Annotated in this window: 19 protein-coding genes; 10 read left to right on the top strand and 9 right to left on the bottom strand. The window is 37.6% G+C overall.

The genetic code is table 11. The features are described from left to right. Window positions 1–9 precede the first annotated feature (9 nt). The 4 genes from parC to HHO41_RS09200 all read right to left on the bottom strand — a co-directional run bounded on the left by parC (window position 10) and on the right by HHO41_RS09200 (window position 7,148). Complete coding sequence (gene parC, locus HHO41_RS09185) at window positions 10–2,454, bottom strand: DNA topoisomerase IV subunit A (protein WP_169097722.1); 2,445 nt, start codon at window positions 2,452–2,454, stop codon at window positions 10–12. After that, a complete protein-coding gene (gene parE / locus HHO41_RS09190) occupies window positions 2,451–4,430 on the bottom strand; it encodes a DNA topoisomerase IV subunit B (RefSeq protein ID WP_169097724.1) in 1,980 nt (659 codons plus the stop codon). The genes parC and parE overlap by 4 nt, the downstream gene beginning before the upstream one ends. 337 nt (window positions 4,431–4,767) lie before the next feature. Further along, window positions 4,768–5,187: a CoA-binding protein gene (locus tag HHO41_RS09195; protein WP_169097726.1), complete on the bottom strand. Its 420-nt coding sequence runs from the start codon at window positions 5,185–5,187 to the stop codon at window positions 4,768–4,770. Window positions 5,188–5,330: 143 nt separating this feature from the next. After that, on the bottom strand, window positions 5,331–7,148 hold the full coding sequence (locus tag HHO41_RS09200; RefSeq protein WP_348981249.1) for a glycosyl hydrolase family 18 protein: 1,818 nt from the start codon (window positions 7,146–7,148) through the stop codon (window positions 5,331–5,333). 144 nt (window positions 7,149–7,292) lie between these two features. Between HHO41_RS09200 and plsY the strand changes: the two genes are divergently transcribed. From plsY to HHO41_RS09225, 5 genes are all read left to right on the top strand, one after another. Beyond that, complete coding sequence (gene plsY, locus HHO41_RS09205) at window positions 7,293–7,898, top strand: glycerol-3-phosphate 1-O-acyltransferase PlsY (RefSeq protein ID WP_169097728.1); 606 nt, start codon at window positions 7,293–7,295, stop codon at window positions 7,896–7,898. A gap of 277 nt (window positions 7,899–8,175) precedes the next feature. After that, window positions 8,176–9,288 (top strand): ATP-binding protein, encoded by a 1,113-nt coding sequence (locus HHO41_RS09210; RefSeq protein ID WP_169097730.1) that lies wholly within the window; start codon window positions 8,176–8,178, stop codon window positions 9,286–9,288. A gap of 109 nt (window positions 9,289–9,397) precedes the next feature. Further along, window positions 9,398–9,586: a hypothetical protein gene (locus HHO41_RS09215; RefSeq protein ID WP_169097732.1), complete on the top strand. Its 189-nt coding sequence runs from the start codon at window positions 9,398–9,400 to the stop codon at window positions 9,584–9,586. Window positions 9,587–9,804: 218 nt separating this feature from the next. After that, a complete protein-coding gene (locus tag HHO41_RS09220; protein ID WP_169097734.1) occupies window positions 9,805–10,968 on the top strand; it encodes a CapA family protein in 1,164 nt (387 codons plus the stop codon). Between the two features lie 201 nt (window positions 10,969–11,169). Then, the gene (locus tag HHO41_RS09225; RefSeq protein WP_169097736.1) at window positions 11,170–11,460 is read left to right on the top strand and encodes a HesB/YadR/YfhF family protein; all 291 of its coding nucleotides are present in this window, start codon (window positions 11,170–11,172) and stop codon (window positions 11,458–11,460) included. A 67-nt stretch (window positions 11,461–11,527) separates the two neighbouring features. Here HHO41_RS09225 and HHO41_RS09230 read toward each other — a convergent pair whose 3' ends face one another. Next, on the bottom strand, window positions 11,528–11,818 hold the full coding sequence (locus HHO41_RS09230; RefSeq protein WP_169097738.1) for a hypothetical protein: 291 nt from the start codon (window positions 11,816–11,818) through the stop codon (window positions 11,528–11,530). Window positions 11,819–11,831: 13 nt separating this feature from the next. Continuing rightward, window positions 11,832–12,269: an acyl-CoA thioesterase gene (locus tag HHO41_RS09235; RefSeq protein ID WP_169097740.1), complete on the bottom strand. Its 438-nt coding sequence runs from the start codon at window positions 12,267–12,269 to the stop codon at window positions 11,832–11,834. A 199-nt stretch (window positions 12,270–12,468) separates the two neighbouring features. Here HHO41_RS09235 and HHO41_RS09240 point away from each other — a divergent pair, with 199 nt between their 5' ends. From HHO41_RS09240 to HHO41_RS09260, 5 genes are all read left to right on the top strand, one after another. Further along, on the top strand, window positions 12,469–12,873 hold the full coding sequence (locus HHO41_RS09240) for a hypothetical protein (RefSeq protein WP_169097742.1): 405 nt from the start codon (window positions 12,469–12,471) through the stop codon (window positions 12,871–12,873). Between the two features lie 4 nt (window positions 12,874–12,877). Beyond that, complete coding sequence (locus HHO41_RS09245; RefSeq protein ID WP_169097744.1) at window positions 12,878–13,075, top strand: hypothetical protein; 198 nt, start codon at window positions 12,878–12,880, stop codon at window positions 13,073–13,075. After that, the gene (locus HHO41_RS09250) at window positions 13,072–14,601 is read left to right on the top strand and encodes a glycosyltransferase family 2 protein (protein WP_169097746.1); all 1,530 of its coding nucleotides are present in this window, start codon (window positions 13,072–13,074) and stop codon (window positions 14,599–14,601) included. The genes HHO41_RS09245 and HHO41_RS09250 overlap by 4 nt, the downstream gene beginning before the upstream one ends. Continuing rightward, window positions 14,601–15,863 carry a nucleotide sugar dehydrogenase gene (locus tag HHO41_RS09255; protein ID WP_169097748.1) on the top strand — a complete coding sequence of 421 codons (1,263 nt, stop codon included), beginning with the start codon at window positions 14,601–14,603 and terminating at the stop codon, window positions 15,861–15,863. Before HHO41_RS09250 ends, HHO41_RS09255 begins: the two co-directional genes overlap by 1 nt. Window positions 15,864–15,943: 80 nt before the next feature. Further along, a complete protein-coding gene (locus tag HHO41_RS09260) occupies window positions 15,944–17,533 on the top strand; it encodes a glycosyltransferase family 2 protein (protein ID WP_169097750.1) in 1,590 nt (529 codons plus the stop codon). A gap of 54 nt (window positions 17,534–17,587) precedes the next feature. On the opposite strand, the gene tlp is transcribed toward HHO41_RS09260, so the two are convergent. The 3 genes from tlp to HHO41_RS09275 form a co-directional block, all read right to left on the bottom strand. After that, window positions 17,588–17,809, bottom strand: a complete 222-nt coding sequence (gene tlp / locus HHO41_RS09265) for a small acid-soluble spore protein Tlp (protein ID WP_169097752.1) — start codon at window positions 17,807–17,809, stop codon at window positions 17,588–17,590. Window positions 17,810–17,951: 142 nt separating this feature from the next. Beyond that, a complete protein-coding gene (locus HHO41_RS09270) occupies window positions 17,952–18,095 on the bottom strand; it encodes an acid-soluble spore protein N (protein WP_169097754.1) in 144 nt (47 codons plus the stop codon). 69 nt (window positions 18,096–18,164) lie between these two features. Beyond that, entirely contained in the window at window positions 18,165–18,296 is a 132-nt protein-coding gene (locus tag HHO41_RS09275; protein ID WP_169097821.1) for an FbpB family small basic protein, read from the bottom strand. Window positions 18,297–18,471: the final 175 nt, after the last annotated feature.

The following is an 18,471-nucleotide window of genomic DNA, read 5'->3' on the forward strand; positions in this document are numbered from 1 at the left end:
TTTTGATAATTATTCGTTTGTGACTTGTTCTAACTTGCCTTCTTCTTTAAAAATGGTGACAGTCTTACCGCTTTCTGCCTCGTCCAGCATGAAAGAACCATTTTGATAACGGTCGTTATATCGTAGTTCACCAACAAGCATTGATTCGGATTGTCCCTTGGATGATTCAATATGAACCGTATCAATATCATTGGCCATGACAAAACCAATTACCCGATGCGGATTTGTCTTTAGCTCACGTAGAACAATAACACCGCGCTTTGCTCTTGTTGCCAATTCAAATTCAGCTAATTTCATTTTCTTAACAGCTCCACGCTGTGTGGCCATAACTATTGAGTGGGAATGTTCCGATTCAATTATCTGACCGCCAACTACGTAATCACCTTCTTTAAGGTTCATTCCTTTGACTCCGGCCGCTCTAGCTCCGACAATGCTGATTTCTTCTTCTTTAAACCACAAAGCATAACCAAAGTGAGAAATCATAAATAATTCCTTATTGCCGTCTGTAATATGGACATCTAACACTTCATCATTACCCTTTAAATTAACAGCTACAAGAGGTTTGGAATAACGCTGTGCTTTATACTGATTTAATTCCGTTTTCTTGACCATTCCATTTTTAGTAATGAACAATAAATATTCATTTGTATCGAATGTCTTGATTGGTATGGCTTTAAGAATCGATTCATCACGATCAATTGGAATGATATTGGCAATATGCTGCCCCATATCCTTCCAGCGAATATCTGGTAGTTCATGAACAGGACAGTACAGATAATTACCTTTATTGGTAAACAAGAGCAATACATCTGTTGTATTCATATCTAACTTAGCCATTAAGCGATCGCTATCCTTGATGGCGAAATCTTGTCCATTTGAGGCTGCATAAGAACGTTGACTAGTTCTTTTCACATAACCATGATCAGTTACGGTAACAATTACATCCTCGTTAGGTATCATAACCTCAAGGTTAATTTTAATTTCCTCTATCTCAGCTTGAATCACAGATCGCCGTGGATCAGCATATTTCTTTTTCACTTCTTTGAGTTCTTTTTTGATTACAGACAAAAGCTTGGTTTCACTGTTAAGAATGGCCGTTAATTCTTCAATTTTCTTTGCCAATTCTTCCGCTTCATTTCTTAATGCGGTAATATCAGTGTTTGTCAAACGATATAGCTGTAAGGACACGATTGCTTCAGCTTGAGCTTCGGTAAAATGAAATTTGGCAATCAAGTTATCCTTGGCATCTCGTTTATCCTTTGAAGCACGAATTGTTGCGATTACTTCATCCAAAATAGAAAGAGCCTTAATTAAACCTTCAACGATATGTTGTCGTTCACTTGCTTTTTTCAGCTCAAATTGCGATCTTTTCGTCACAACTTCCTTTTGATGATCAATATAGGAGGTTAACATCTCCCTGATACCCATAAGTTTAGGACGTTTGTTAAGAATCGCAACCATATTAAAATTATAAGTAGTTTGCAGATCGCTATTTTTATATAAATAATTTAATACGCCCTCGGCATCAGCATCTTTCTTTAATTCAATGACGATACGTAAGCCTGTACGGTCGGTTTCATCACGAACCTCGGAAATTCCTTCAAGCTTTCGGTCAAGGCGAAATTCATCCATCTTTTTAACTAAGTTTGCTTTATTGACTTCATACGGAATTTCTGTAATGACGATTTGTTGCTTGCCACCACGAACGGTCTCAATGTCTGCTTTGCTACGGATGATAATCTTTCCCTTGCCAGTTTCATATGCTTTCTTAATCCCCTCAATACCTTGAATGATAGCACCTGTTGGAAAATCTGGACCCTTTATAACGGTCATTAACTCGTCCACCGTAACGAAAGGATTTTCAATTTTCATAAGGGCAGCATCAATCGCCTCACCAAGATTGTGAGGTGGTATATCAGTTGCATAGCCGGCAGAGATACCAGTCGAACCATTAACCAATAAATTAGGAAATCTAGCTGGCATAACGGTAGGTTCTTTTGTGGTGTCATCAAAATTCGGAACAAAATCAACAGTTTCCTTATCAATATCTCGCAAGAGTTCAGAAGCGATGGCCGATAGTCGTGCTTCTGTATAACGCATCGCTGCTGGAGGGTCACCATCAACGCTACCATTGTTTCCGTGCATTTCTATTAGAACATTCCGTACCTTCCAATCCTGACTCATCCGGACCATTGCATCATACACGGAGGAATCACCATGTGGGTGATAGTTACCAATTACATTCCCAACCGTCTTTGCAGATTTGCGGAACCCCTTTTCATGCGTATTGCCTTCTACATGCATCGCGTAAAGAATCCGCCGTTGCACTGGCTTTAAGCCATCACGGGCATCTGGTAAAGCCCGCTCCTGAATAATGTACTTACTATATCGTCCGAAGCGATCACCTAAAACATCTTCAAGAGGAAGATCTCGGAATTTTTCTACTTGACTCATTCTTCGGATTCCTCCTCTGCAACACTAATATTCTCATTTTCCAGAATGTTTCCATTTTCTTCCAATCCAAACGCTACATTGGATTCAATCCATTTTCGTCTCGGTTCCACTTTATCACCCATTAAAGTTGTGACACGTCGTTCAGCTCGAGCTGCATCATCAATACGGACACGAATTAACGTCCGTGAATCTGGATTCATGGTCGTATCCCAAAGCTGGTCAGCATTCATCTCACCAAGCCCTTTATAGCGTTGAATCATATAACCTTTGCCAATCTTTTTTATCGCCCCCTGAAGCTCATCATCGCTCCAAGCGTATTCGATTATCTCTTTTTTTCCAGCGCCTTTACTTACCTTATAAAGCGGAGGAAGGGCAATAAACACTCTACCCTTATCGATAAGGGGCTTCATATAACGATAAAAGAACGTTAACAATAAGACTTGAATATGGGCACCATCTGTATCCGCATCAGTCATAATGACGATTTTGTCATAATTAATATCTTCTATGCTAAAATCAGAACCTACTCCACCACCAATGGCGTGAATGATTGTATTAATTTCTTCATTTTTAAAGATATCTGATAACTTTGCTTTTTCGGTATTAATGACTTTACCTCGCAATGGCAGCACCGCCTGAAAACGACGATCACGCCCTTGCTTCGCTGAACCACCCGCCGAATCTCCCTCTACTAAATAAAGCTCATTTTTTTGAGGATTCCTAGATTGTGCAGGTGTAAGTTTGCCAGATAACACTGCTTCTGAGCGTTTTTTCTTTTTCCCACTGCGTGCTTCTTCGCGTGCTTTACGTGCAGCCTCGCGTGCCTGATACGCTTTGACAGACTTTTTAATAAGCAGGGTACTAATGTCAGGGTTTTCCTCCAAAAAATAGGACAAATGCTCAGAAACAACAGAATCAACTGAAGAACGTGCTTCACTTGTTCCTAATTTCCCTTTTGTTTGACCTTCAAATTGAAGTAACTCTTCGGGGATTCTCACTGAAATAATCGCCGATAGACCTTCACGAATATCTGCACCATCAAGGTTCTTATCTTTTTCCTTTAGCAAACCAACTTTGCGTGCATAATCATTAAATACACGCGTCATCGCCGTTTTCGAACCAGCTTCATGTGTGCCCCCGTCTTTTGTTCTTACATTATTTACGAAGGACAACACGTTTTCAGAATATCCATCATTGAATTGAAAGGCAAAATCAACTTCAATTCCATTTTGCGAACCTTCAAAACTTACAACTGGATGTAGGACGTCTTTTTCCTCGTTCAAATACGTGACAAATGCTTCAATTCCGTTCTCATAATGAAATACATCTTGTGCACTGTTTCGATCGTCTATAATCTCAATTTTCATGCCTTTAAGTAAAAAGGCTGATTCTCTGAGTCGTTCTGATAAAGTTTCATAATTATAGGTGGTGGTGGAGAATATGGAAGTGTCTGGTTTAAAATGAATCGTCGTCCCAGTCTGATTCGTCTTTCCAATTTTCTCTAAGGTAGTAATAGGTTTACCACCATTTTCAAAACGCTGCTCATAGACAAAGCCATCACGCTTAATCGTAACGACTAGCGATTCCGAAAGTGCATTTACAACAGAGGCACCAACTCCATGGAGACCTCCACTTGTTTTATAGCCGCCTTGTCCAAATTTCCCGCCGGCATGGAGAACTGTCAAAATTACTTCTGGGGTTGGTTTTCCTAGCTTATGCATCCCCGTCGGCATCCCTCGACCTTTATCTTGGACACTGACAGAATTGTCTTTGTGGATTTTTACAATGATATGGTTACCAAAACCGGATAATGCTTCATCAACAGAATTATCAACGATTTCATATACAAGGTGGTGAAGACCGCGGGCATCGGTGCTGCCAATATACATTCCAGGTCTCTTCCGGACTGCCTCCAGCCCCTCTAACACCTGGATGGCGTCATCATTGTAATCGAATACTTGCTGGTTTCTTGCCACGAACATACCCCTTTCATACTTACAAAACAACAAATCCTATTATAAAAGCGATGTTGTCAAACTTGTTTAATTATTCGTCTATTAAATCGTATTTTCCTTGTTGGTTATAAGAAAATATATTTTCAGAACGAACGTTCGAATTATAATATTTTACCATATATTTTTGAAACGTCTAATGTTTATTGTATCTCGCTTTCTTTATGTTTGGCAAACAGTTCTGTGGAATGCTCACCAATTTGTAGAAATTTTATACATTTTAAATAGCCTGATTTATCAATATTCTAGGCTGTTCATTAAAAGAAATGGCATGAGACTATTTCGCCCCATGCCAGTTTACTTACATATTTTTAGTAATCGCATGCTCAACCTTGATACAGCGATCCATAATAACCGTATATCCTTTATCTGTTAAATCTTTAAAGACGCCTTCGTGTTGAAGTCCTAACTGAGCCCAGAAGATATCTGCGTCAATCTTCAAAAACTCTTCTGCAACTTCTGGCAAAAATTCTGATCGGCGAAACACATTGACAATATCGACATGTCCTTTCACATCTGAAAGCTTCGCGACCGCCTTGACACCTAATACCTCGTCAGCTTGTGGGTTAACGGGTATGATTTCATAGCCTGCATCCTGCATCGCTTTGGAAACCATGTAGGAGGTTCTTTCGGGATTATCACTTAAGCCAACAACTGCAATACGCTTTGCCTTTTTTAAGATAGTAGCAATTGTTTCACGACTAGGATTTTCAATTGACATGTTCATCACTCCTGCTTCGGGTCAAATATCGTTTTGTACTATTATCTTACCTTTTTCTCCAAGATATTCCTATTATTCTGCTTGAGATGAATATCAAAGTACAGTGATATTTAACATTTTACTATCGTGATTGATTGGAGTGATTAATTTGACACTTGACTTGAAGGCATTTGCAGAGCTGACCAGGCTTCGGGCGCTGCAAAATACCGCGACCAACTTGCCACACCTGCAAGCTCATATTTGGCAGCAAGCTCGGCTCTTTTTTTCAATGAAACCTCATCTTCTAACCAAACTTTGTACGTCGCATTTTCTTCAACTGAAACATATTCTACATAGTTTTGACCGCTTTGAGCATCATATGTCGGTGTCAACTGGTGCTCTGTTAGCCATTTGGTCATTTTCTCCATCGACATCGCTTCTGAGGTTACGACCGGAGCTCCGTCCTCACCTAGCGTTTCCTTCCATAAACGTGTATATAACGGGACACCTAGAACCAATTTATGATTCTGTACTTGCTTTAGTAAGGATTGCAGATTATTCTCCACCCACGGAAGGCTGGCAACACTTCCGGCTTCAGGTGAACTCCCCCAATGCTCATCATAGGCCATAACCACCATGTAATCGACAATATCGGCTAGTTTTTCGCGTTCATAAAAACCTGACCAGTTTCCGCTCGAAGAGATAAATGTAATATCCATGGAAACATATAAACCAGCCTCATGAAAATATGGCGTCGCTTCACGGACAAATTGGGTCACTAAAGGACCATCTTCATTACGGACATTCTCAATATCAATATTAAAGCCATCTAAATCATAGATTTGGCTAAAGTGGAGCAATTGCCGAATCACGTTTTGTCTCGTTTCGAAATCAGAAAAAGCGGTATGGGTTAGATCAGGGTCAAACGCATTTGAGAATAAGCCCCAAACTTGATAACCGCGCCCCTTAGCCCATTTCACATAATCTGTAGAGGCTAAATTATGAACTGTTCCATCTGTACCTCCAAGTTTAAACCAGGTTGGTGAAACAACATTAACCCCAGGCATATCAGGAATTGAAGCAGTATTAGGATTTTTAGAATAAACTGCTTCCCAGGTTAAGTGAATGGACCCGGAAATTTCAGGAAGGTCGGCTTGTTTCACCTCCTGTTTTACTGTAACCGTTTCTTCTTTGCCTGGTGTGACAAGCTTTTTATCAATGTAACCAGCAATTCCATTTTCTTTTCTTACAAAATAGTAATCTTCCTTCTTGCTTTCAATAAATACTGATTCATTCGTAATCGTTTGTGCTGTATAAGCAGATCTTAAGTTAGGTTCTTGTCTTAATCTTAACTTTTCTTCGTTAACATCTTTGCTCGTAATCTTTGCCTTCTTAAGCTTTTGACCATCCATTTCTATTAATACAGCATTTGTATTTGGGAGAATTTTATAACGGAGTGGATAAAATTCCATGATTGAATCGATAGCAATGAAATGCTCACCATTTTTCTGCGTTAAGGCTGGGATTTCTAGGTTTACCGGAGTTTGGTTCACAAAAAAGGTTAACGATTCCGTTGGCATTTGTACCACTTTATCCGAAGTAGTAATAATCATAGATTTGGATTTTTTATCATAAATTACACTATCATCCATCTTCTTTAATAATTGATAAGGAATATAAATGGATTCCCCGTCAACAAAGGCATTCCCTTGTTGTTTTCCTGCAAAAACAATGGGGTGCTCCCCTTTGAAATACTGAACTTTATCCTTTGATGCAAAAGGATATAAGAATATCAGAATACTAGATATGACCAAAAGCACGCCAAAAAAGATGCCGGCAATCAAAATACCAGACGGAATTGATTTTTGTTTATGAAGTTGTACTCTAGCCAGTAAAATCGCCTCCTTGTTCAAACAATACAATAAACTAATCCGCTGACTTAAATCAGTGATGATCGGCCCATTATACGATTGATTTTTCACATACTCTCTAATCTTAACAAAGGATGACTGTGAAAAAAAGCCGATTCTGTGTCAGTTTTAAAAGCTTCAGATTCCCCGTGGTGTTTTTAAAAAAAGATGATACAATATATAAATGTGATTAAGTAAGTTTGAAGGAGACATTTTATGGTAACTAACGGAATTATTATTATCATCGCTTATCTACTAGGTTCCATACCTTCAGGATTAATTGTTGGGAAGGTATTTTATGGAATTGATATAAGGGAACACGGAAGCGGAAACTTAGGTGCTACCAATACTTTTCGCACATTAGGAAAAAAAGCTGGTCTTGTTGTTACTTTTGCAGATATTTTAAAGGGGACTTTAGCTGTCCTATTAGTACGTTGGTTGGGTGCTGACTTTCATCCCCTGATTGCCGGTATTATCGCCGTAGTCGGTCATATGTTTCCTGTTTTTGCAGGTTTTAGAGGTGGAAAAGCAGTCGCAACCTCAGGAGGAATTTTATTAGCTTACGCTCCAGTAATGTTTATGATATTATTACTAGCCTTTTTCATCAGTCTTTATATAACGAAGTATGTTTCACTTTCTTCGATGCTCGCTGCGATCGCTGCGATAACCTATTCACTTTTTACTGGAGATTTACCATTAATCATTGTTGTAGGTTTATTAAGCAGTTTTGTAATCTTCCGTCATCGAGCAAATATTAAAAGAATTATAGACAAAACCGAACCTAAAGTAACATGGCTTGATTTTAACAAAACAAGAAGATAGCCGAATCAAAGGACCCGCCTACAACGGGTTCTTTTTTATTACAAAACGATGTCTTATCGATTAAATCCAAAGGAAAAATGACATATTTTGTGTAAATTTCTGTTCTGAGTTGCCTTTATTTGGTATGATGTGTTTGTGTAAAGGTGATTTTTCTCACAGTTAACAATGTTTTTTCAATAATCGACATATATACAGGAAAAGTATCATAAATTTTTTGTAGACGAATGAAATTAAAAATGACTGGTACATTTACCGGTATACTTAAGGGTGGATGGTTATGCAAATGGATCAAAAATCAGTATTTGAACAATTGCCTTTTCCTTACTTTATCATTGATGCACACTATCAAATTCTGTTTTCTTCTCACTCAGCCAAACGGCGTTTTTCAGAAAGGTCTACTATTTTCGAAATTGTTCCGGAAACTTACTGGCCTCTATTAGATGACTATTTTAACAATAAGTTAGAACATCCATATGTAGAGGTAAAAATGAATGTAAATGAAAACAAAATGCTGTTTTTTCAAGTTTACAAAGTTCAACAGGAAGATGGCATATGCCATCTGTTTTGCATCCCTATGGACAGCTATTATGAAGTAGATCATATGCTTGATTCTGTAGAACAAAAAATATCTACGCTTAATCATGATCTTGAGGCTAATAAATTCTTCTTTGATCAAAAGTTGGCAAAAATGAAGGATGCCGCAATTTTATCCGAACATTTGGCAACTATAGGTCAGTTAGCTGCTGGAATTGCCCACGAAATCCGCAATCCGCTTACAACTGTAAAAGGATTTATTCAACTCATCCAGCCTTACTTAGTTGATATTGGTAAAGAGGAATATGCACTGATTGCCCTTGAAGAAATCGATCGAGCAAACGAAATTATTTATGAATTTCTAAACTCCGCAAAACCAAAAGAGAATAAAAAACAAATTATTGATCTACAAAAGCTCATAAAAGACATTATGATGCTTTTTGAAAGCGAAGCAATCCTCAGGAATATTGATATGGAATCGATATCTCAAGGTGGAAGTGTCCACTTGTATCTTGATACAAAACAGATCAAACAAGTCCTTGTAAATTTAATCAAAAATGCATTTGAAGCAATCGCGGAAAATCCCTCTAAAGAAAAAGGGAAAATTCGCATCGTCACGCAATCGATTGAAGACTTTGCTGTTATTAAAATAGAAGATAATGGCCTTGGCATGGAGAAAGAAACGGTGAATAATCTTTTTGTCCCCTTCTACTCAACAAAAGTCGAGGGAACTGGGATTGGCTTAACCGTATGTAAAAAAATCATCGAGGAGCATGGTGGAAATATTTCTGTTTCAAGCACACCGTATTTAGGCACATCTTTTAGAATTGAATTACCTATCTATCGGACCAGTTAATACCAGGTGTGATATTTGACACATGTTTCATGATTTTGTCAAAAAATATAGATAATTACTTTCTCATTTCAAGATACAATAAGATTAACGAATTGAGGAAGGTGTTATTATGATAAGTTCAAACACTAAGCATAACGAATTCATATTTGCTACATCTACAGGTGAAGCTTCTAGCCCTGTTGATGAATTCATTCTAGAACTTTTTGATTACTCTCCCAATCAATCTTGCGAAGGTACACCACGGAAAATCATTACAAATTTCGAAGAATTGATTGATTTTTTCGAATCAATAGAATAAACAAAATGACTTAGTCTTCAAAAGGTCTGATTTCCTAGTTCACATTACGCTTCTTAATTTAAGTGTGCTGTATAGGAAATCAGACCTTTTTGGTTTGAGGCAATTCCAAAAACTAAGAACTCACATAGTGCTTGCCATCTACAACTGTTACATAATATAGTTTAGTTTGATTAAAATAAGTCATATGTTCATACCTATATTTTTACAAGGAGATTATTATGAAGAAAAGCGTTAAGCTACAGATGCTGTTATCTGTTGTTTTGATTGCAGCCTTTGCATATTATTATTTTTACCAAGATGCTCAATCACTCACAGTTGAGAGTTCAAACTCAGTGAAGGTTCGCACCCATGGAGTGAGAACTTCCGCTAGCGTAAATGCTGATAAGGAAATTGTCCAAACTGCAACGATTGGTGCGATTGGTGATATCTTAATCCATGATTGGGTTTATCAAGATGCAGCGATCGATTCTACGTACGATTTTAAACCGATGCTTGCAAATATTAAACCTTTTATGACAAAGCCTGATTTCTTAATGGCTAACCAAGAAACGATTCTAGGTGGCGTTGCAATGGGACTTTCCAGTTACCCTACCTTTAATAGCCCACAAGAAGTTGGAGATGCATTTATAGATGCAGGGGTAGATTTTGTCAGTACAGCAAATAACCATAGCCTTGATAAAGGTGAAAAAGGGATATTGACTGAAATTGACTATTTCAACCGGGTAGGTTTACCTTACGTGGGTGTTTTTAAAGATCGTGAGGATCAACAGACGCTAAGAATTATGAATATAAACGGAATTAAGACAGCGATTCTTTCTTATACATATGGAACAAATGGAATCCCCATTCCAAACGGTAAGGATTATCTGGTTAACATTATTGATAAAGACAAAATAAAAGCAGAAATTAAGCGTGCGAAACAACAAGCAGACATTGTCGTCATGAGCATTCATTGGGGGATTGAATATCAACGTATCCCCTCAGCTGTTCAAAAAGATTTGGCCCAGTTTCTTGTTAATGAAGGGGCTAACATTATTATTGGACATCATCCCCATGTATTGCAACCGATGGAATGGTTAACTGATTCAAATGGACGTAAAGCATTTGTTATTTATTCATTAGGGAATTTTCTTTCTGGACAAATGCATGATTATAAGGATATTGGTGGAATGGTTACGCTAGATGTAAGAAAAACAGTTAGTTCAGATGGTGTCAACATCGAATTATCGAATCCAACCTTCTTACCAACTTATGTTTCCAATCAAAAGCTGCAAAATTATCGAGTTGTACCTCTTTCCGATGCTTCCGCTTTTGGATTATCAGGTGCTCTTGAAAAAAACAACGAAATCATAGCACACATGACCCAGTGGCTCAACAAATAAGATATTTGCCCCTAAGGTGGGCGAAGTGGCTACAGCGGAAATCAACAACACAACCATTTAAAAAGTAGTGACAATTGCATAAAAGTTTCATGGCAAAGGTATTACAAAATCATGAATTAACTGTGTAAACAGTGAATACCCATCGACATTGTTTTCGAGCTTTCTTATAATAAAATCATACCGAGGAGAGGAGTTTTCAATATGAAAATCCACATTAGTAATGAAGCAGCACAATGGTATAGAGATGAATTACACTTACAAAATGGTGATAATGTTCGGTTTTTTGCTCGATATGGTGGTCATAGCTCAGTTCAACAAGGTTTTTCACTTGGACTTTCAACCGAGAATCCTATCGATATCGGTGTTAAAGAAGTCATTGGTGGAATTACCTTCTTCATAGAAGATCGAGACCTTTGGTATTTCGATGACAAGGATTTATACATTGAGTTGAGTCAACAATTTCAAGAACCTGAATTTCTAATTCATGAATAATATAAACAAGCAGGCGATATCCTCGTCTGCTTGTTTTATTCTAGTCATATTCGTCAAACGTTAAACCTTACCAAATATAATCAACCAGACCTTCTTTTGTTAATATTTCAACCTGTTTCTCGCCGATAAGATCAAAATGAGGAAACATTTTATTTCTAGCATCAATCCATTCAGGCTTCAATCCATACTGATTTCCCCATTCAATTAAGCGGTTTATGTCCCTACAGCCAACTTTTGTAACTGTTTTACTAGTAGGAAACCGCTCATCAAGCCAGTAATGTGTAATAAAAGCAATTTGTCCACCAGCGACCTTTTGCTTCCACTCCATAAGTTCCTCTCGTTTGATCCCAAATGCCATCGAAATCCCTCATTTAAACTTGGTTTATTTGGTGTTTTTTCTTCGCATTTTCATACGCCTCATGCCAATCAGGGTATTTCCGTTTAATAGATATAGGACGAAAAGTGTCGTGCTTAACACATACATGCTTCGATTTACCTGTTACTGATAATTCATGAGCTTGATTATATATCTCATAACCATATGCTACACGGAACCCATCATATTCTTCTATCCAAGTATGCACAATAGCGGTTTCTCCGTAACGAAGCGGTTTTTTATAAGATGCTTCAATATCAATCACTGGTGAAATGATTCCATCTTTCTCCATTTCCGCATAATTGAAGCCTAGATCTTGTATTAGTTTGGTTCTGCCTAACTCCATCCAAATTAAGTAATTTGCATGATAGACGACACCCATTTGATCTGTCTCAGCGTATCGCACCTCAATTTCTTTTGTAGCTACAAGCATATTTAAATGTCCCCTTCATACTTTTTTTGCTAAAAATAGACAAATGTAATGGTCAATTTCATTTACCAAACATAAGTTACATATAGACCTAGCAGACAAGCATTAAATGATCTAATGTATCTATTTTACATTTGTTCTGTTATCAAAGTAAATCTTATGCTCATAAATGCTCATTTTATCAATTAAGGGGGATTTTAGCTTGCCAAAAAAACCACATGGTAAGGATATGGTGAACCAAGAGTTACTCAAAAAATTAGTCGAGATTAATTCAAATTTGAACCAACTAGCTTCTACACAAGAATCATTAATCGCTTTTGTAGATGATTTCGATGAAATTGTTAACAATATCATTCGTGAAAATTTAGCCTCATCATATTTTCAAGCCATACTGCAAAATATCCTTAATCCTAATGATTCGGACTTCGGAGAAATTGCCAAGGAATACATGAATATGGAGATAAAACTCATCACTACCGGTGGCACATTACAAGGACAGATTTTGAGTGTTGAAGAAGACTTTCTCATTTTCCAAGAAACATTAGGGTATGAAACATTGGTTCCTTATCGTCATATTCAAGGTATCACACTACAAGGGAGTGTTTAAATTAATGACATTTCAAGAAAAATTATCTAATTATATATCAACACAAATTTATGTAGCGACTTCAGATGACAATTATACGGGAATCTTACAAAATGTTACGGACAATTTAATAATCGTTCAAACGATTTTTCCAGGTTACGGTGACATAACTGACCATGTGATACGCATAGATCAAATCGCTTATGTCAGATTAATTCCATGAATCGCCTATCAGTCATCATACCGGCAAAAAACGAGGCCGATAGCCTACGCCTCGTTCTAGATGAAGTGGTGAAACTAACTCCAGACGAAATCATTATTATTCTAAATGGGTGTACTGATTCTAGTAGACATAGCCTCAATCAATATCCTTGCAAAATCATTGAGTACCCACTACCGTTAGGCAATGATACAGGTCGTGCCCTAGGTGCCTATCATTCCATTGGTGACATTATCCTTTTTCTCGATGGAGATATTCCAATTTCCGCCTTAGAATTAGCGCCCTTTGTTGAAAGTATTAAACAAGGTCATGATATTGCTCTTAACAACTTAATTTGGTCTAGTTGTTTGCCCATTAGACCTCATACAACGACCGTCATTAAACAAGCTACCAATCATTTGCTCAAACAATCACAGCTTTCAGTGAATTCCATCCTTGCCATCCCTCATGCCCTAAGTAGAAAAGCTTTAAATATGATCGGCTGGTGGAATTTAGTGGATCCGGTGCTCACACAAGCAATAGCAGCTGAAAACGGGTTATCCATTCATGCTCCCATAAGTATAGATGTAATCCATCGTAATAAGGTGCGAAATATTCATTTAAATATCGAAATGAACTCCCCCTACCCTATTACGACAAATCGAATTATTGGTGACCACTTAACAGCAATCCATTATCTTTTACAACAACGCGGTTTTCGCGGAGGCTTTTCAGAAGGGAATCGAAACCGTGCTGTCTTAAAAACGATAACCCCTCAAAAATTAACTGTTAAAGGAAGGCGGAGTGCGGTTATTCCAGTTGGTGAAGAGGCTGCAACAATTGAAGGTGTGATAAAATCAGTCAAAAATGCAGGAATCACGGAAATTATTGTTGTCGCTAATGGAGCCGATGAAACTACGATAAAGAAGGCTCGTCTTACAGGGGCAAACGTGATTGTTTATAACAAAGCTCTCGGACATAATGTCGGTCGAGCGATTGGCGCTCTATTTTGTACAGGTGAAACCATCCTTTTTGTTGATGGGGATTTCATCGTTCCTTCAGAAGATTTAGTTCCATTCATTACAGCTGTAGAAAACGGAACAGATATCGCTCTCAATAATTTGGAATCGTTATTAGATCGCTTTTATCCCATCGACCCCATTAGTGCCGTAAAATATTTCTTGAATATTTCTTTAAACATGCCAACTTTACTTAACAACTCCCTCACCGCCGTACCTTTTGCAATAAAAAAACAAGTGATTGAATCCATCGGTTACGATTCCTTAATCATCCCTCCACTGGCTTTAGCAAAAGCAATCCTGATGGGTTATGAACCAAGGGCTGTTCATTATGTGAATGTAGTTGAGCCAAACCGGCGTCGATCGGAGCATGAAATCGAAAAAGGAAGAATCCCAGCTTTTGACCGTATATTTGGTGATCACATGGAAGCGTTTCAATTTTTATTAAGCAAAAAGGATGAACGCGGAGGATTCAGTGATGGAAATCGGGACCGATCCGAAATATCTCGATTATTAATTGGAGGAGAATAATGATTGAAAATACGAAAATAGCAATAATAGGTTTAGGCTTTGTTGGCTTACCGCTAGCGATCCTTTTTGCAGGGAAAGGGTACAAAGTATATGGTTTTGATGTAGATCCCCAAAAAATCCAAATGTTAAACGAAGGTACAAGCTATATTACGGATGTTTCAAATTTTGAGATTCAAACATTACACAAACAATATGGCTTTGAAGCTAGCTTACCTTCATCAAAAATTCAAGAAGTGGCATATATTATTGTCACGGTGCCGACTCCGTTTGACGAGGAAAAAATGAAACCTGATTTAACAGCGCTAGTCACTGCCTCTAAGTACATTGCTGAACACTTGGCTAGTAATCAAACGGTTATTTTTGAGAGTTCTACTTACCCAGGAACATTAGAGGAAGTGGTCCTCCCAATCCTAACAACATCAGGCTTAACAGTGGGCAAGGATTTCTTTTTGGGCTATTCACCAGAACGGATTGACCCTGGTAACCTAACGTTAACAGTCGAACAAATTCCGAAAGTAGTTAGTGGGTTAACCCATACTTGTAAAACAAAGGTACACGAATTTTATTCTACTGTATTTCAAAAAACGGTACCTGTAAGTTCGCCAAAAGTAGCTGAAATGACAAAACTGTTTGAAAACATCCAGCGTTTAATCAATATCTCTCTCGTTAATGAACTGCAGCTAATTTGCGAGAAAATGGGAATTGATTTTCGTGAGGCAATAGATGCAGCTTCAACAAAACCCTTTGGTTTTACCCCTTACTATCCTGGCCCCGGTATAGGTGGACACTGTATTCCAGTCGACCCTTTGTACTTTCAGTGGAAAGCTTCTCATTATGGTCAATCCAGTAAACTAATCCAATCTGCGCACAAAATTAATCAATCTATACCGTTAGAGATTATCAATAAAATTAACAGCAAACTTGCCAATCAACCAAATAACAGGTCTGTGCTATTGCTTGGATTAACATACAAAAAAAACATTGCAGATCTTCGCGAATCACCTGCAATGGTTATTTTTAAAAAGCTAGTAGAATCATCCATCGATGTGCAATATCATGATCCGTTCATTCCCACTGTAAACATCAATGACAAAATCTATCATTCTATGCCGCTTACTACTCAAACGATTAAATCTGCTAATATCATTGTTGTTCTAACAGATCATACATCAATAGATTGGCAATTCGTAAGCGATCATGCACAAAATATAATTGACACACGTGGTGTAATCAGGAATCGGTTAGATAAAGGAGTATCCTAGCATGGCGAATATAAGAATTGTTATCACTCAAAGCATATCAATAACGACTCAATGGTTAATTAAAACTGGGGCTGTTTGATTTGAAAAAAAGATTACTTTCGATTGTTATTCCAGCTTGTAACGAAGAAGAAACCATTTCACAAGTTATTCAGTCATGCTTACAACTAGCCCCCTTTGAAATTATTGTCGTTGCCAATGGTTGTACAGACTCGACAGTAAACATTGCGAAAAATTCTTCACCCATTGTAAAAGTGATTCAAATAGACAGCCCGCTCGGAAACGATGTCGGACGAGCAATTGGTGCAGATGCCGCACAAGCTGAAGTAGTTCTTTTTCTCGATGCAGATTTTTCAATACCTACGGCACAACTAGAATTATTTTTATCACCAATTTTAACAGGCGAAACAGATGTTGTATTAAATGATTTATCATCATTGTTTCATGAAAAAAAACGACCACACTCCATTACTGTGTGGAGACAAGTCATGAACTCCGCCATCATCCAAAAACCAACGATTGGAATAAATTCTACGCTTTCCGTCCCCCACGCCATTACAAAGAAAGCGATTCAACAAATTGGTAGTAAAAATCTGGCTTACCCCATCCTGGCGCAGCTTTTATTGATGTCAAATCCAACTTTAGCAGTTCGACATTATCCAATTGAAGTCATTAAACTGAATCGCTATCGTCCTGAACTACATCAAACGAATCCTATCCAGTTATCTATTTCTGAAAAAAGGATGATTGGTGACCATTTATTTGCATTACATCGACATCTAGAAAAGACTAATTCACGCGGTAATTTTGCTGATGGGGATAGAAACAGAAAGATAATTGAAGATCTAACTAATCAGCAAAGAACGTTACGAGTTTCGCCTGGTAGAAAAATCATTAACCATTCTAATCTGTATGGTGGTCAATCTCTTTCTGTCGTTATTCCCGTTCAAAACGAAGCGCATACGATTGCGCATGTAATAAACGAGGTTCGAAAAATTGAGCCTTCTGAAATTATTGTTGTTGTTAACGGGACCACTGATAACACAGCGGCATTAGCAAAAGCCTGCGGAGCAACGACAGTTGAAATTGAGTCTAGACTTGGAAATGATGTTGGTCGTTCAATAGGAGCCATGTTAGCTACCGGTGATATTATCTTATTTATTGATGGAGATTTCCCCATTCCAGCTAAAGATCTATTCCCTTATGCAAAGGCGATTTCAAATGGAATTGATTTAACCCTCAATAATTTGGATTACTATTTAGATTTACGTTTTCCATTAAATATTGTCACGGCATTAAAATATGCTGTTAATTTGGCTTATGACCATAAGGATTTAGGAATTGGATCGATGGTGGCAGTCCCTCATGCTTTAAGCAGGAAAGCACTAAATCGGATAGGCGTGGAATGCTTGCTGTCACCCGTTGTTGCCCAAGGAAAAATCATGTTGAATAATACACTAAAGATTAAAAATATCCACTTAGTAGAAGTCGATAAATTAAATAAAATTCGTCCGAGCGAGCATTTTTCAAAAAGCGGCTTCCCAAAAGCAGTTGAACGAATTATAGGGGATCATATAGAAGGATTATCTTATCTCTTCATGCAAACTAGCGAACGCGGACTTTTTGCTGAGGATCAACGAAGAATCCATTTATTAGATCAGTTTATCAAATAATTGGTGATTAGTGAAAAGACCTATTCACTTTGAATAGATCTTTTCTTCATTTAATTATTTTCGAGCTCGCGCTTCATCTTTTACTTCTAATCGCATCGCATCAATACTTTCGCGACGGCGATCATTCTTCGCCTCAATCTGGGCTTTTTCTTCTGGGCTTGCAAATTCTAACGCTTCCTCAGCCTCGTCCATGTTTTCGATTGTATGAACAATCATTTCCTGCAGCTTTTCAACGTTATCACTACGATCATCTGGATTAGTTCGATTTTGAGCCATTTTTCATCATCCTCCAATTTCGTTAAGCTTGATACAAAATTAGTTTGTAACGAAACCTTAAAAAAATCTGAGGAAAAGTAAGGAAATTCAAGATAAAAAATAAAGCCCACCATTTGGCGGGCTGACTTGTAAAAGGATATATTTATTCCCCTTTAGTTTGGATGACTTGGGCGTGTTTTCCAGATGTATCCTGCATTTGCTTCCCTTTATTGCCTCCAAATCCTCGGGGTTGCGTACCTAGGGTTTCTGGAACAAAAGCCTGACTTCTCTTCTTCTGATTGCCCATATATTAATCCCTCCTCATAAATAGCTTACCCATTTATGAAAGGAACTTCGTTAGGAAATGCATCCAAATTTATTCTGCTTTTTCCAATCTTTTTTCTTCAATGCGATCTTCGATTTTTTCCATCGCAACACGGTCATTTAATAACTGACGCTTGTTTTCGGAAACTAACTCTGCGAAGGAGCGTTTTCTTGGTTTTCTCATCATATTCACCTTCCTTAATGTTATTGTATCAGTTATTCTTTCCGAAAACGGTTTCAATTATTACAACTTTTTGAAAATTATTTTAAGTATTTTTTATGTTAATAATCATGAAAACAAAATTGTAAAAAAATGCGAATTTTTCGTTCAAGTGTCAACAACAAAAAAGCTAACCAAA

The organism is Bacillus sp. DNRA2, from assembly GCF_012843265.1.
Lineage (GTDB): Bacteria > Bacillota > Bacilli > Bacillales > Cytobacillaceae > Bacillus_BU.

Bases quoted from the DNA above. Each gene is read 5' to 3' on its own strand.
- HHO41_RS09230 (WP_169097738.1), bottom strand. From the start codon at position 11,818: ATGGCATTTGGGATCAAACGAGAGGAACTTATGGAGTGGAAGCAAAAG.
- HHO41_RS09220 (WP_169097734.1), top strand. From the start codon at position 9,805: ATGAAGAAAAGCGTTAAGCTACAGATGCTGTTATCTGTTGTTTTGATT.
- plsY (WP_169097728.1), top strand. From the start codon at position 7,293: ATGGTAACTAACGGAATTATTATTATCATCGCTTATCTACTAGGTTCC.
- HHO41_RS09225 (WP_169097736.1), top strand. From the start codon at position 11,170: ATGAAAATCCACATTAGTAATGAAGCAGCACAATGGTATAGAGATGAA.
- HHO41_RS09270 (WP_169097754.1), bottom strand. From the start codon at position 18,095: ATGGGCAATCAGAAGAAGAGAAGTCAGGCTTTTGTTCCAGAAACCCTA.
- HHO41_RS09215 (WP_169097732.1), top strand. From the start codon at position 9,398: ATGATAAGTTCAAACACTAAGCATAACGAATTCATATTTGCTACATCT.
- HHO41_RS09210 (WP_169097730.1), top strand. From the start codon at position 8,176: ATGCAAATGGATCAAAAATCAGTATTTGAACAATTGCCTTTTCCTTAC.
- HHO41_RS09250 (WP_169097746.1), top strand. From the start codon at position 13,072: ATGAATCGCCTATCAGTCATCATACCGGCAAAAAACGAGGCCGATAGC.
- HHO41_RS09245 (WP_169097744.1), top strand. From the start codon at position 12,878: ATGACATTTCAAGAAAAATTATCTAATTATATATCAACACAAATTTAT.
- HHO41_RS09235 (WP_169097740.1), bottom strand. From the start codon at position 12,269: ATGCTTGTAGCTACAAAAGAAATTGAGGTGCGATACGCTGAGACAGAT.
- parC (WP_169097722.1), bottom strand. From the start codon at position 2,454: ATGAGTCAAGTAGAAAAATTCCGAGATCTTCCTCTTGAAGATGTTTTA.
- HHO41_RS09195 (WP_169097726.1), bottom strand. From the start codon at position 5,187: ATGTCAATTGAAAATCCTAGTCGTGAAACAATTGCTACTATCTTAAAA.
- HHO41_RS09275 (WP_169097821.1), bottom strand. From the start codon at position 18,296: ATGAGAAAACCAAGAAAACGCTCCTTCGCAGAGTTAGTTTCCGAAAAC.
- HHO41_RS09255 (WP_169097748.1), top strand. From the start codon at position 14,601: ATGATTGAAAATACGAAAATAGCAATAATAGGTTTAGGCTTTGTTGGC.
- tlp (WP_169097752.1), bottom strand. From the start codon at position 17,809: ATGGCTCAAAATCGAACTAATCCAGATGATCGTAGTGATAACGTTGAA.